Below are 13,580 nucleotides of genomic sequence, written 5' to 3'. Positions count from 1 at the left end.
GTAATCTGTATTTTTTATTTTCACAATCCTCGCCTTCAGCATATCTTAAGCATCACTTCCAGTAAATCAAGCTGTCATATCGTTCAGCATGAGAGATATATATGCAACACAACGCCCGGATGTATATGGCTCGCCACCACTGGCTGGTGGCATGGGCCGGCATGTTGGCCATGGCGGTCGCCATGGGCTTCGGCCGCTTCGCCTATACCCCGTTGTATCCGCTGATGCTGAAAGACGGCGTGATCACCCTGCAGCAGGGCTCCTGGTTGGCGGCGATGAATTATGCCGGTTATTTGACCGGGAGCCTGGCCGCCGCGCGCTGGCCGCGGGAAAGGGCGGGGCGATACGCGGCGCTCTGCCTGTTGGCCACCGCGATCTGCTTACTGCTGATGGCGCTCACGCGCTGGTACCCCGCCATACTGGCCTTGCGCCTGTTGGCGGGTTTTCTCAGTGCCGGGGCCATGGTGACCGTCTCCACCCGCTGCTTGCGCGCCGATTATCCGCCGGCCATGGCGCCGATGCTGTATGCCGGCGTCGGGCTGGGCATCGTATTGTCCACGTGGCTGATCGACAGCGCCGTCGCCCATGCGATCCAGGTCGGGGCGATCTGGGAGTACTGCGCCGTCGCGGCATTATTGTTGTCGCTGTTACCGCTGGCCCTGTTGCCCAGACCTCACCCCACACCCGCGCCACAAGCGGCGCCCTCGCATCTCGATCTGGCCGGACTATCGCGCCGACACTTGGCATTGGTCTACACACTGGCCGGTTTCGGCTACATCATCAGCGCCACGTATCTGCCTCTCATGCTGAGCCAATCGTCCCGACTGCAGTCTGGCGTCGCGCTGGTATGGGGCATGGTCGGGGTCGCGGCGATGCTCTCCTGCCATCTCTGGCATTGGATTCTGACCCGCGTCAATGTCCGCCGCGCCTTGTTGTTCAACCTGTGCATACAGGCGGTGGGCGTCGGCCTGCCGGCTATAGTGCCGCAGCTGTGGGCCAATCTGTGCGCCGCAGCCTGCCTGGGCGGCACCTTCATGGGCACCGTGGTGATCGTCATGCCGGCGGCGCGCCAACTCCAAGCCGGCATGCGCGCCAACTTGCTGGGCATCATGACTTTCGGTTACGGACTTGGCCAAGTCGCCGGTCCTTTCTTCGCTCAGTTGACCATCGCCCGCTTCGGCACACTGGCGGCGGCACTGGGAACCTCGGCTGCCATCCTATTTTTGGCCGCCGGCTCGCTGGTCTGGCGTCGCGGCTCTCCGTCGCGGCTTCAGCCCGATCCTCCCTATTGATGTCAGGAGTACCAAATTCATGAACGATCCATTCCGTATCGTTATCGTCGGCGGCGGGCCGCGCGCACTCGGTTTGTTGGAGCGCTTCATCGCCATTTATCCCGAGGCAGGGATCGACCATCCGGTCGAGATCCACATGATCGACCCGTCCGAAGCCGGCCGGGGCGCCCATCCGGTACAACAATCCGATACGCTGCTGACCAATACCGTCGCAGGCCAAATCACATTGTTCAGCGACAGCAGCGTGCAGGATGCCGGCCCGGTCGTACCGGGCCCGTCGTTGTTGGATTGGGCACGCGACAGTGGCTATCGCCGCATTGGTCGCCGCTTTGTCCAAAGCGGCAACGAAGGCGAAATCATCGACGAAAACGACTATCTCCCGCGCAATCTGCTGGGCTTGTATCTCAGTCACGTCTACGACTTGTTGAGCCAGCGCCTGCCGGAAAACATGAAACTGCTGCACCCGCGCCGCAAAGTCGAAAACATCCGGCGGCTGGAAAACGATCGCTACGCCATCAGCATGGAGGGCGGCTACACCCTGCTGGCGGACTATGTCATCCTAGCCACCGGTCACGGGACCAACCTCCCCGACGAAACGCAGCAACAACTCGAACATCAACTGAATGCGCTGCGTGCGCGCAACCATAAGCTGCAACATATCGCCACGCCCTACCCTCTGGCCGGCCTGCCTTCCATCGACGCCGATGCCGTTGTCGGCGTGCGCGGCATGGGCTTGACCGCCCATGACGTCATCTCGGAGCTGACGGAAGGCCGTGGCGGCCGTTTCATCGAGACCGACGGGCAATTGCACTATCAGCCCAGCGGCCGCGAGCCGAAGATCGTGCTGTTTTCCCGTCAGGGGCTGCCTTATTGCGCCCGGGGCAGCAACCAAAAGGGCGTCAGCGGTCAATGGCAGGCCCGCTTCTTCACCCGTATGTGGATCGACCAACAGCGCGATCGGCAACTGGCAACCACCGGCTGCCGTCAGCTGGATTTCGCCAGCGTGCTCTGGCCGCGGATTCGGTTGGAGATGGCGCATATGCACGCGCTGACTCGATTGGGACACCCGCCGCTGGCCGATGCGCCGACTGTCGAGGTGGCGGAGGAGGATTTTGCCGCCGTCGATCGGCTCATGGAGCCATTGGACGACACCCGCTTCGATGGCCAGGCCGACTATCACGCGGCGGTCATGGATTATTTGCGCACTGATCTGGCCCATGCCGAGCAAGGGAATGTCGACGACCCGATCAAGGCCGCGACCGACATCTTGCGCGACGTCCGCGACAATCTGCGCTACGCGGTCGACTTCGGCGGCTTGTCGCCGGCCAGCCATCGCGACTTTCTGGAGCAATTTTGCCCGGTCATGAACCGCATCGCCGTCGGACCGCCGCTATCGCGTAACCGCGAACTGCTGTGCCTGATCGAAGCAGGCATCGTGTCGTTCGGCCCGGGCCCCATGCCCACGCTGCGGCTCGACGAGCAGCAAGCGCGTTTCGTGTTGAGCTCGACTCAGCTTGAGCAACCGCAACAAACGACGTTCGACGTGCTGATCAATGCGCGCATCGATATGTTCTATCCGCGCCAGGATCGTTCCTTGCTGATGCGCAATATGCTGGCCAGCGGGACTATCCGGCCCTACCTGCATGGCGACTTTCATCCAGGCGGCCTGGATATCGACCCCTTCAACCGCCTGATCGACACCGGCGGCACGGTGCACAGCCGCTTGTGGGCGTTGGGCAATCCGGCGGAAGGTCCCAACTTCTACACCTTCATCCTGCCCCGGCCGATGGTGAACTCGCGTTCCATCCAGGATGCCGGTCGCTGCGCCACACAGATCCTGACCGGTATCCGGCTGCAGACCCAGCAATCCCAGGTGGCCGATGAGTCGGTTTGATCTGGCGGCGCGTCGTACCCGGCGCGCCGGCATTGACCTGCCGGGCGGCCTGTATATGGCGCCGGCCGGTCCGATGCTGGCAGCGCTGGCCATCGTGCTGGCGTTTCTGATTCCTTCGGCATCGCCTTGGCAAAGCCCGCTGCTTATCGCGGCCTGCTTGGCCTTTGCGCTACCGACGGCCCCATTCTGGCTCAAAAAACTCTCCGGCCAGCTGGCGCTGTTGATGCTGGCCGTCACGCTCGCGCTGACGCTCGGCGCCGGACGCCACCTCGATCTGGCCGCGGGCCTCATGCGTTATCGGACGGTGGTCGAACTGATGTTCGGGATCGCCATGCTGCAACGGCTGGTGGGCCGGCTTGGGCTGCAAGCGCTGATCATGCGCCAGGGCGACCGGCTGGCCACGCGTTGGCGCGCCGTGTCGTTTGGCGCGCTGGCCTCGCTATTGGCGCTGCCCTTGAGCATGGCAACGATTCCGCTATTCGCCACCGTACTGGGCCCGATCGCCCGGCCGCGCATGGCGGCGGCCAAGATTCCGATGCGGGCGGTCAGCCTGACGATGCTGATCGTGCCGACAACGGTCGCATCGGCAGCGGTCAGCGCATCGCTGCCCGGACTCGACGCACTGAAAGTCGCCCTCCTGGGCGCACCGCTCTTTGTGCTGGGGCTGGCTTCGCTGTTGACCACCTCGTTGACGCTGATGCCATCGGAGACGCCGACCACGCCGGCACCTGGCCTGGTCTGGTACGTATTGGGCTTCTGGGGGTGTTTCCTCGCGGGTTTGGCTCTCGGGCTGGCCATCCCCTCTTGCATCGCCTTGGCCGGCGCGGTGCTCTATCTTGCCGACACGCTGTTCACTCGACGCAGCATCGAGTCGGCCATGGCGGAAGTCGGCGGCGCGCTACAGACAGGCAGTGCCGAAGTGGTTCTGCTGTTGACCTGCGGCCTCTTGGCGCAAACACTGGCGCACGCACCGATGCTGCCGGGTATCGGACCGTGGCTGGCCGCGGCCTGGCAGTCGCCGTGGATCGCCTCGGCGCTCTTGGTATTCGCCTTGCCGCTCATCGCCGCGCTAGGCGTCCACCCGCTGATCTTGTTCAACCTGCTGTTCCCGCTGGTCAACAATGCGGTGCTGGGCAGCCTGACGCTGCAGTACTTGGCCTGGAGCACCATGTTCCTGGCCGCTCAGCTACTGTCTCCGGTGTCGATCAGCGCGCTCCTGGCAGCCGCCAGCTTATCCACCTCGCCAAACCGCGTGAGCTTCGGACTGCATCTGCGCTTTTCGCTGGCGATGGGGATCCTGGTGTTCGGTTATCTGAACGGCCTGCGTTATATGGGGATCGGCTAGTCGGCGCGGCGCGCGCAATAGGCAAAAAAAACGAGCCTGTCAAAAAACAGGCTCGGATAAAGGGTCGCCGTCAACATTGCAAGACAATGACTTATGACCAGGGACAAAGAGATCACCAGGACAGTCGCGGAGGGAAATGTCACAACGGGACAGGACAGTTTTCCGCAACAGATCCGGTAGCGGAGCAAAGCACCGCTGAAGGCTCGTATTGTACGGACGACCCATACATTGATTAATGGAGTTCCCCTGATAATAATCGCTCGATAGCTACGAATGCTCGTTTATAATGAGGTTTTACCTTCGATTCGAAGTCATGGATAAGTTCGATAAGAAAATACTCACTGCGCTGCACGAAAACGCACGAATCAGCTATGCCGAACTGGCGCGGCGGGTCAATCTGTCGGCGCCCGCGGTGGCGGATCGGGTGGAAAAACTGGAGCACGCCGGGGTGATCACCGGCTATCACGCGCGCATCAATCCCGCCAAGATCGGCTATCCGATTCAAGGTCTGATCGAGCTGACCGTCAAGCACCAGGACTATTACATCGTGATGGAACAGTTGGGCACGATGCCGGAAATTCTGGAGTGCTTCTCGGTGACCGGCACCAGCGGCCTGCTGCTGAAGGTGGCGGTACACTCCATGCCCGACCTGCAGGCGTTGATCGCCCGGCTGATGCAATACGGCGACACCAAGACATCCATCGTCATCGATGTGCCGGTGCCATTGCGCATGCCGGAAGTCGTCGAGACCGAATAAATCCCCGGTCCACGAAAAAAACCGGACGCACAAGGCGTCCGGTTGCGGGGGAGTCGATCGACGTCAGTCGATCATTTTTGGCTCAGCGCAGACACTGCCTGATCGGCGTCGCCCGCTAGAACCACATGCAACAGCGTGCTGGAGAACGGCACAACTTCCACCGCGCCCAGCGACTTCAGCGCCGTTTCGTCGACGCGGCCGCTGTCCGCCACTTCGACGCGCAGGCGGGTACCGGCCACCTGCTCGACATTGAAAATATTGCTTTCGCCGCCCAATGCTGCCGTCCAGCGGGCGCGGTCAAAATTTGGCGTGCTCGACGGTGCGGCCTGCGCACCTTGCATTTGATGCAACGCCTGACGGATTTCATCGGCCACCAAGTCGGCTTCCGGGCCGATCACCACTTGCACGCTACCCGCTGCCGGGCGAATCATGCCGCGCGAACCCAGCGCCTTGAGCGCCGCTTCGTCCAACGCTTGACCATCGACCACTTCGAGACGCAGACGGGTGGTGCAGGCATCGACCGACTTCAGATTGGCGGCACCGCCCAGGGCAGTGATGAAACCACGGGCGCGGTCGCTGGCGGTGATCGACTGATCGACCACCACAGGCGCGTTGTCTTCGCGACCCGGCGTCATCAGGTTGAACTTGCGGATCGCGAAGCTGAACACCACGTAGTACACCACGAAGTACACCAAGCCGACCGGCAGCATCAGCAGCGGGTTTTCACCCTTGCCGCTGGAGAGCAGGTAGTCGAACAAACCGGCCGAGAAGGTAAAGCCCAGCCGGATATGCAGCAGGTGGGCAATGACCATCGACAAACCAGTCAGCACGGCGTGGATGGCATACAACACCGGCGCCAGGAACATGAAGCCGAACTCGACCGGCTCAGTGACGCCGGTCAGGAAGGCGGTCAACGCCATCGACAACAGCAGGCCGGCCACGGCCTTCTTGTTTTCGGTCTTGGCGCAACGATACATGGCCAGGCAAGCTGCCGGCAGGCCGAACATCATGATCGGGAAGAAACCGGCCATGAAGGCGCCGGCTGTCGGGTCGCCGGCAAAGAAGCGATTCAGGTCGCCGGTGGCGATCTTGCCGGCCGCGCCCGGGAAGCTGCCGAACACGAACCACACCAGCGAATTGAGGATGTGGTGCAGACCGGTCACGATCAGCAGGCGGTTGAGCACGCCATAGACGAACAGGCCGATGCTGCCGGCGTTGATCAGCCAGTGACCGATGGCGTCGATGCCGTTTTGGATCGGTGGCCAAACCACGCTGAACACCAAGCCCAATACCACGCTACTCAAACCGGTCGCAATGGGCACGAAACGCTTGCCGCCGAAGAAGGCCAGATACGGCGGCAGCTTGATGTCCTTGTAACGGTTGTACAAGCCGCCGGCGACCAGACCCATGATGATGCCCGAGAGCACCCCCATGTTGATTTTGTCGTCGAGCGCCTTGAGCACGGAGGTCAGGATCAAATAACCGACCACGCCAGCCAGGCCGGCGGTGCCGTTGTTTTCCTTGGCAAAGCCCACCGCGACGCCTATGGCGAAGATCAGCGCCAGATTATCGAAGATCGCCCCGCCGGCTTGTGCCAACCAAGCGATGTTCAACAAGTCCGGCTGACCGAGACGCAGGAGTAAACCCGCGACCGGCAGCACGGCAATCGGCAGCATGAGGGCACGCCCCAACTGCTGAATGCCGGCGAATTTATTCATCGACATCACACATCTCCCTGTGTTGAAAAAAGCCGCCTACGCTTGCGGCCAAATTTCGCGCGCACGCGCGCGGACTTCCGCGGCCGACGCCAACTGCAGCAACGGCTGCACTTCTCGTCGACACATGGCCAGATCCAGGGCACGTACCCTGGCCTTGAGTTCGGGCACCAGCCCAGGGCTGACCGACAATTCGGTCACACCCAAGCCGATCAGTACCGGCGCGGCCTCCAGATCCGAGGCCATGGCACCGCAGACGCCGACCCAGCGGCCGTGCTTGGCCGCACCGGCGGTGGTTTGGGCGATCAGGCGCAGCAGTGCGGGGTGCATATGGTCGAGACCGGCCGCCAGTTCGGGATTGCAGCGATCGCGCGCCAGGGTGTATTGCGTCAGGTCGTTGGTGCCGATAGACAGGAAATCGGCGTGCTCGGCCAACTGATCGGCCAGCATGGCGGCCGAGGGCACCTCGATCATCACCCCCAGTTGCGGTAGTTCGTCGACCCCCATTTCGGCGGCCAGTTCGGTGAGCCGGGTCTTGACCCGCAGCAGATCCGCCACGTCGGCCACCATCGGCAGCAGGATGCGCAGCTTGCTGGCCGGACGGGTGGCCAAGAGGGCCGCCAGTTGATCGTCCAACAGCGCCGGCCGGGCAAAACCGCTGCGCACGCCGCGCAGGCCCAGTGCCGGATTGTCTTCCGGCGGCAGCGTCAGGTAGGGCACATCCTTGTCGCCGCCGACGTCCAGCGTGCGCATGATGGCGCTACGGCCGGCCATGGCATCCAACACTGCTTGGTAGGCAACCTGCTGCTCGGCGCGGGTCGGCGCCGATTCGCGATCGATAAACAAGAATTCGCTGCGCAGCAGGCCGACGCTATCGGCGCCGCAACGCACGGCTTCGCGCGCATCGCGCTCGTTGGCGATATTGGCCGCCACTTCGATCGCATGGCCATCGAGGGTCTGCGCCGGCTCTGCGGCTTTGCGCTTCACCTGCTCCAGCATGGCGTGGCGTTGGTCGATCTGTCGCTCTGCGTCCTGCAGCGCCTCGGCCGCCGGGCAGGTGTCCAGCACGCCGGTCGTGGCGTCGAGCAACACTTGACGACCGTTTTCGATCTGTAGCGCGGCCGGGCCCGCGGCCACGATGGCCGGAATACCGCGTGCGCGCACCAGGATCGCCACATGCGAAGTCGCACCGCCGCGCGCCAACACGACACCGGCCAGCGCATCCGCCGGCAGCGCCGCCAGATCGGACGGCGTCAGATCGTCGGCGATCAGAATCGAGCGCGGCGGCACCACCGGCTTTTCATCCACATCGCCACTGATCGCCAACAGCACTCGGCGCTCCAGATCCTTCAGATCGCCTGCGCGCTCCGCCAATAAGGGATTGTTCATGGCCAGCAGAATGCGGCGCTGAGCTTGCGAAGCGTCGCGGAAAGCGCATCCGGCGCTAGAGCCCTGCCCGATCGCTCGTTCGGCGCCGCCGATCAATTCCGGATCGTCCAACAGAGCCAGATGGGCATCGAAAATGGCCTGCAGCGCCTTGTCGCCCCGCTTGAGCGCGGCATGCACCTGCGTCATGATCTCGCTACGCACCGTGGCCAGCGCCTGCGCCAACGCGTTGTACTCCGCGCCCAGCTCGCCAGCCGTCTCCATCACGCGCGGATCGGCGGCGGTAAATTGCGCCACCGGCCCAATCGCCAGCCCCGGCGCCGCCAACACGCCGCCGATCTTACCGGCGCCCAATGCTATCGGCGCACCGGCAGATTCCGCTCCGAGTTCGGTGTGGGCACTCGGGCTTTGCGCTTGCAATGCTTCGACGACGGCCGCCAATGCCTGCTCGGCCTCGGCGCCGCTGGCCAGCACTTCCACCCGGTCGCCATGACCGATGCCCAGCCCCATCAAGGCCACCACGCTGCGCGCACTCGCCTCCTGGCCGGCGAATCGCAACACCACGCGCGCGTTGAAACCCTTGGCGGCCGCCTGGATCATCGCAGCCGGCCGCGCATGCACGCCGTCGCCATGGCCGACCACCGCCCAGGCCGACGTACCGGCATCCGCCGCGACCGTCTCGACAGGCTTAGCCTCACCCTTGGCATGCACACTCATGAATGCCGACTGGCCGGCCGTCAGCGCGCCTTCGGCGCGGGACTGCGGCACATAGGCATCGCTATTGGCGATCACCACCACGGTGATCAGCGACGGCACTTTGCCGGCGATAAAACCCAAATCGGCTTCGATCAGCGGCTGACCGCACGTCACCGAGGCCCCTTGCGCTACCAGCGGCCGAAATCCCTCGCCTTTCAGGCTGACGGTATCGATGCCGACATGCATCAGGATCTCGGCGCCATTGGCTGCGGTCAGGGTCAGGGCATGACCGGTGCGCGCGACCTGCGCGATCACCCCATCGCACGGCGCGAGCAGCGTGCCGCTGGTTGGGTCGATGGCCAGGCCGTCACCCATCATCAGTCCGGCGAAAACCGGATCGGGCACCTGGGACAATGGCAGCGCCTTGCCTGAGAGCGGGGCTTTGAGTTCGAGCGCTTGGGTCATGATGTTTTCCTGTTCCTAAGACACCGGTCGTCAGACGGTGCGCGTCACTTTCGAAAGATGGCGCGGCTGGTCGGGGTTCATGCCACGGGCTTCCGACAGGTGGGCCGCCATCAAATAGAAGCTTTGGATCGCCAACAGCGGATCGAGCACTTCGTCATCGGCGATCGAGAGCGTCAGCTCGCGTTCGGCCACGTCGGCCGGTGCGGCCAACAGGACACGGGCACCGCGCTCGCGCATTTCGCGCGCCAGCGCGATCAGGCCGGCCTGCTCCGGGCTACGCGGTGCGTAGATCAACAGCGGGTAGCCTTCGTCGATCAACGCCATCGGGCCATGTTTGATTTCGGCGCTGCTGAAGGCCTCGGCCTGCAGGGCACAGGTTTCCTTGAACTTGAGCGCCGATTCCAGCGCCACGGCGAAACCGAGGCCACGCCCGACCACCATGATCCGGTCGGCCGGCGCCAGCACGTCAATGGCGCGCGACCAGTCTTGTTTGACTGCGTCGCCCAAGCGCTCCGGCAAAGTTTCCAGCGCCGACAGCAGCGCTTCGTCACCCTGCCAATGCGCCACCAGCCGTGCGACGGCGGACAGCGAGGCGATATAACTCTTGGTCGCGGCCACGCTCTTTTCCGGGCCGGCGCACAACGGCACGACCCATTCGCAACAATCGGCCAGCGGCGATTCGTGCTGATTGACCATGGCGACCGTCACCGCGCCGGCGCGGCCGAGCATGCTCATCGTCTCCACCAGGTCCGGGCTCTGGCCGGACTGGGACAAGGCTACGGCCAGTTGGCCGCTGACATTCAGCGGCGCGTGGTGCAAGGTCACCAGCGACATCGGCAGCGACACCACCGGCACCCCCTGGCGCTGCATGGCCAGGTAGGCGAAATAGTTGGCGGCATGATCCGAACTGCCGCGCGCCACCGTCAGCGCCAAGCGGGGCGGATGCTGAACCAGCAAGCGGCCCAGCATCGCCAGGCGTTCATCGGCATACATATGCTGCGCAGCGACCACTTCGGCGGCACTTTGCGCTTCTTCAAGCATCAGCGAGGACAAGGGACTCTCCTTCAACGTAAACCTGGGTCAGATTGAGATCGGCATCGAAAACAGTCAGGTCGGCCCAGCACGCCTCGGCCAGACGGCCTCGGTCATGCACGCCGAGATAGTCGGCCGGATTGCGCGACAGGCGGTGCGAAGCGTCGGCCAGATCCAGGCCGATGGACACCAGATTGCGCAGGGCTTGATCCATGGTCAGCGTACTGCCGGCCAGGGTGCCGTCGGCCAGGCGCACGCCGCCCAGGCATTTGGTCACCGTGTGCGAACCCAGCCTGTATTGGCCGTCCGGCATACCGGCGGCGGCGGTCGAGTCGGTGACGCAGAACAGGTGCGGAATCGCCCGGATGGCGGCATGCATGGCACCGGGATGGATGTGCAGCAAATCGGGGATCAGTTCGGCGAACTCGGCATGCGCCAGCGCCGCGCCGACCATGCCGGGTTCGCGGTGGTGCAGCCCGGTCATGGCGTTGAATAGGTGGGTGAACCCGCTGGCACCGTGTTTGAGCGCCGCCACGCCGTCTTCGTAGCTGCCGAGCGTATGGCCCAGTTGTACGCGCACACCGCGCGCCTTGAGGGCGGCGATGATGTCCAGATGCCCCGGGATTTCCGGCGCGATGGTCACCAGTTTTATCGGCGCAATGCGGTTGAAGGTATCGAACTGGGACAGCGCGGCGTGACAGGTATTGTCCGGTTGCGCACCAAGCTTCCCGCGATTGATGTACGGCCCTTCCAGGTGAACGCCCAGTACGCGCGCCGCACCGGACGGACGGGTCTCGCACACGCCGGCGAGCGCTGTCAACGCGGCGACGATATCGGCCTCGGGCGCCGTCATGGTGGTCGCCAACAGCGAGGTGGTGCCATGCCGGGCATGCAAGCGAGACAGCGTCACCACGGCGTCGCCGCCTTGCATGGTGTCGGCGCCGCCGCCGCCATGCACATGCGTATCGATGAAGCCGGGCAAAATCGTCGGCAGCGGACCGCTCAGGGTGTGCGCCTCGATGCGGCGGATTTTGGCGTCGAAGGACAGCGTGCCTTCGACCCAACCCTCGGGCGTTAGAATGCGGCCACTGATCTGTTGCAAATGACTCATCGTTTCAGCTCCGCGACAAAGTCGTAGTAATCGTTTCGACAGTAGGTATCGGTCAGTTCGATCGCATTGTTGGCGGCATCGAAACCGATACGCGACATCATCAACATGGCTTCGCCAACCGGGATACCGGCAAGTTCGGCAAGCTCAGGGGTGGCGTTGATCGCCCGCACATGTTGCAAGGCGCGGACCACGGAATGACCGGTGCTGTCCAGGTGGGCATACAGCGAGCTATCCACCCGCAACGGATCGGGCAGGCAAGATGCCGGCAACGTGCTGATTTCGATCGCCATCACCACGCCGTCGGCCAAGCGTTTGCGCTTGAGGCGGCAGACTTCGGCATTGGGAGACAAGCCGAGCTTGATGATCTCTTCGGTGGTCGGGGTGGTGCGCACGCGGCTCAGCCACTGCGATTCGGGTTTGAACCCCTTGGCCTTGAGCACTTCGCTGAAGCCGTTGAGGCGGGACAGCGGTTGTTCGAGTTTTGGGGTAATGAAGGTGCCGGAACCATGACGGCGGCTGATCAGCCCTTGCTCCAGCAGGATGTCGAGTGCTTTGCGCGCGGTGACACGGGAAATCGCCAGGGCGTCGCACAGCGAGCGCTCGGACGGCAGCGCCTCGTCGGCTTGCCACCAGCCGGCATTGATCGCCTCGGCCAGCTTCCGCGCCAACTGCAGGTACAACGGTGTATTGACCGACTCATCCAACTGCAAGGCAGTCCAGCGACTATCCATTTCCAGCTTCCGTCAGTTTGCATAAACCGAAAATTAATACCACTTCAATACCACGTCAATACCAATTTTTTGTAAGTTTGCGCCAGCTCAATATGCTGCACGGCAGTATTTATAGTGGCTTAGCACACATTTATGCCGAAAGGGTAGGATTTATTACTGCAAAGTGGTATTACCAGGTGACAAATAGACGAAAAAACGGGAAGACAGCGCGACAAACTGAACGGAGAAAACAGCGGGAGAGGAAGTGGCGGCAAAGCCGCCACGGAAACGAACGCTTAGCGCCGCCAGGCGAGCAATACCACGGCCGAGACGATGACGCCCATGCCGGCCCATTCGACCGTACCGACATGTTCGCCCAACAAGGACATCCCGAGCAGCACGGCGATCACCGGATTGACGTAGGCATAGCTGGTGGCCAGCGACGGACGGACATGAGCCAGCAGGTACAGGTAGGCGGTATAAGCAATGATCGAACCGAACATCGCCAGATAGAGCATGGCCAACCAACCCGCCAGCGGCGGGATGGCGACTAGACGCTCGCCCATCAGCGCGCTGCCGCACAGCAATTCGACGCCGGCGCACATCATCATCACCGCGCTGGACATCATGCCCTTGGGCTGCGGCACTCTCTTGCTGAGCGCCGAGCCGAGCGCCCAACCGGCGCAAGCGAGGATCAACAACAGGGCGCCAAGCGGGCTCGCCCCCAGGTTCGCGCCGAAGTTGAGCAGCACGATGCCGCAAAAGCCGAGCGCCAGCGCCGACCACTCTCTCAACCGGGTCGGGAAACCGAGCATACGCGAGAACAATGTCGTGAACAGCGGTACCGTGGCGACCACCAAGGCGGCGACGCCGGAGGAAACGCGGGTTTCGGCCATGGTGACCAAGCCATTGCCCACCGCGGGCATCAGAAACCCCAGCAACGCCGCGCCGGCAATCTGTCGGCGATCCGGATTAGGCTCTTTGCGCCATTTCAACCAACCGAACATCAGCGCGCCGGCCAGCAGAAAACGCACACCGGCCATCATGAAGGGCGGCCAATACTCGACGCCGATACGAATCGCGAAATAGGTCGAGCCCCAGATGATATAGAGGGCAAACAGGGAGAACAGAATAGGCGCGCGGTTCTGGGTCATGGGATCGGTCGATAAGATTGGCC

The 13,580-nt window shown here is 63.1% G+C and carries 10 protein-coding genes; 4 read left to right on the top strand and 6 right to left on the bottom strand.

Features of this window, described 5'->3' with window-relative positions:
• Positions 1 to 101 precede the first annotated feature (101 nt).
• The 4 genes from DFP86_RS05635 to DFP86_RS05620 all read left to right on the top strand — a co-directional run bounded on the left by DFP86_RS05635 (position 102) and on the right by DFP86_RS05620 (position 5,288).
• Complete coding sequence (locus tag DFP86_RS05635; RefSeq protein WP_133679036.1) at positions 102 to 1,292, top strand: YbfB/YjiJ family MFS transporter; 1,191 nt, start codon at positions 102 to 104, stop codon at positions 1,290 to 1,292.
• A gap of 19 nt (positions 1,293 to 1,311) precedes the next feature.
• Positions 1,312 to 3,186 (top strand): FAD/NAD(P)-binding protein, encoded by a 1,875-nt coding sequence (locus DFP86_RS05630; protein WP_133679035.1) that lies wholly within the window; start codon positions 1,312 to 1,314, stop codon positions 3,184 to 3,186.
• On the top strand, positions 3,173 to 4,531 hold the full coding sequence (locus DFP86_RS05625) for a hypothetical protein (RefSeq protein ID WP_133679034.1): 1,359 nt from the start codon (positions 3,173 to 3,175) through the stop codon (positions 4,529 to 4,531). The genes DFP86_RS05630 and DFP86_RS05625 overlap by 14 nt, the downstream gene beginning before the upstream one ends.
• Before the next feature lie 313 nt (positions 4,532 to 4,844).
• Positions 4,845 to 5,288 (top strand): Lrp/AsnC family transcriptional regulator, encoded by a 444-nt coding sequence (locus tag DFP86_RS05620; protein ID WP_133679033.1) that lies wholly within the window; start codon positions 4,845 to 4,847, stop codon positions 5,286 to 5,288.
• Positions 5,289 to 5,359: 71 nt separating this feature from the next.
• On the opposite strand, the gene nagE is transcribed toward DFP86_RS05620, so the two are convergent.
• The 6 genes from nagE to yedA all read right to left on the bottom strand — a co-directional run bounded on the left by nagE (position 5,360) and on the right by yedA (position 13,557).
• Positions 5,360 to 7,012, bottom strand: coding sequence for an N-acetylglucosamine-specific PTS transporter subunit IIBC (nagE, locus tag DFP86_RS05615; protein WP_133679032.1), 1,653 nt, complete (start codon positions 7,010 to 7,012; stop codon positions 5,360 to 5,362).
• 30 nt (positions 7,013 to 7,042) lie between these two features.
• The gene (gene ptsP, locus DFP86_RS05610) at positions 7,043 to 9,550 is read right to left on the bottom strand and encodes a phosphoenolpyruvate--protein phosphotransferase (protein ID WP_133679031.1); all 2,508 of its coding nucleotides are present in this window, start codon (positions 9,548 to 9,550) and stop codon (positions 7,043 to 7,045) included.
• Between the two features lie 30 nt (positions 9,551 to 9,580).
• The gene (locus DFP86_RS05605; RefSeq protein ID WP_243729314.1) at positions 9,581 to 10,603 is read right to left on the bottom strand and encodes an SIS domain-containing protein; all 1,023 of its coding nucleotides are present in this window, start codon (positions 10,601 to 10,603) and stop codon (positions 9,581 to 9,583) included.
• Entirely contained in the window at positions 10,584 to 11,693 is a 1,110-nt protein-coding gene (gene nagA / locus DFP86_RS05600) for an N-acetylglucosamine-6-phosphate deacetylase (RefSeq protein WP_133679030.1), read from the bottom strand. The genes DFP86_RS05605 and nagA overlap by 20 nt, the downstream gene beginning before the upstream one ends.
• A complete protein-coding gene (locus DFP86_RS05595) occupies positions 11,690 to 12,424 on the bottom strand; it encodes a GntR family transcriptional regulator (protein WP_133679029.1) in 735 nt (244 codons plus the stop codon). The genes nagA and DFP86_RS05595 overlap by 4 nt, the downstream gene beginning before the upstream one ends.
• Before the next feature lie 275 nt (positions 12,425 to 12,699).
• Positions 12,700 to 13,557, bottom strand: coding sequence for a drug/metabolite exporter YedA (gene yedA / locus DFP86_RS05590; RefSeq protein WP_133679028.1), 858 nt, complete (start codon positions 13,555 to 13,557; stop codon positions 12,700 to 12,702).
• Positions 13,558 to 13,580 lie beyond the last annotated feature (23 nt).

The organism is Paludibacterium purpuratum (assembly GCF_004363805.1).
Classification (GTDB): Bacteria; Pseudomonadota; Gammaproteobacteria; order Burkholderiales; family Chromobacteriaceae; genus Paludibacterium; species Paludibacterium purpuratum.
The sequence above is the reverse complement of the archived record's forward strand: the minus strand, read 5'-3'. Positions and strand labels throughout refer to the sequence as shown.

Excerpts from the sequence above, each read along its gene's own strand:
- DFP86_RS05630 (WP_133679035.1), top strand. The coding sequence starts at position 1,312 with ATGAACGATCCATTCCGTATCGTTATCGTCGGCGGCGGGCCGCGCGCA.
- DFP86_RS05620 (WP_133679033.1), top strand. The coding sequence starts at position 4,845 with ATGGATAAGTTCGATAAGAAAATACTCACTGCGCTGCACGAAAACGCA.
- DFP86_RS05595 (WP_133679029.1), bottom strand. The coding sequence starts at position 12,424 with ATGGATAGTCGCTGGACTGCCTTGCAGTTGGATGAGTCGGTCAATACA.
- DFP86_RS05635 (WP_133679036.1), top strand. The coding sequence starts at position 102 with ATGCAACACAACGCCCGGATGTATATGGCTCGCCACCACTGGCTGGTG.
- nagE (WP_133679032.1), bottom strand. The coding sequence starts at position 7,012 with ATGTCGATGAATAAATTCGCCGGCATTCAGCAGTTGGGGCGTGCCCTC.
- yedA (WP_133679028.1), bottom strand. The coding sequence starts at position 13,557 with ATGACCCAGAACCGCGCGCCTATTCTGTTCTCCCTGTTTGCCCTCTAT.
- ptsP (WP_133679031.1), bottom strand. The coding sequence starts at position 9,550 with ATGACCCAAGCGCTCGAACTCAAAGCCCCGCTCTCAGGCAAGGCGCTG.
- nagA (WP_133679030.1), bottom strand. The coding sequence starts at position 11,693 with ATGAGTCATTTGCAACAGATCAGTGGCCGCATTCTAACGCCCGAGGGT.
- DFP86_RS05625 (WP_133679034.1), top strand. The coding sequence starts at position 3,173 with ATGAGTCGGTTTGATCTGGCGGCGCGTCGTACCCGGCGCGCCGGCATT.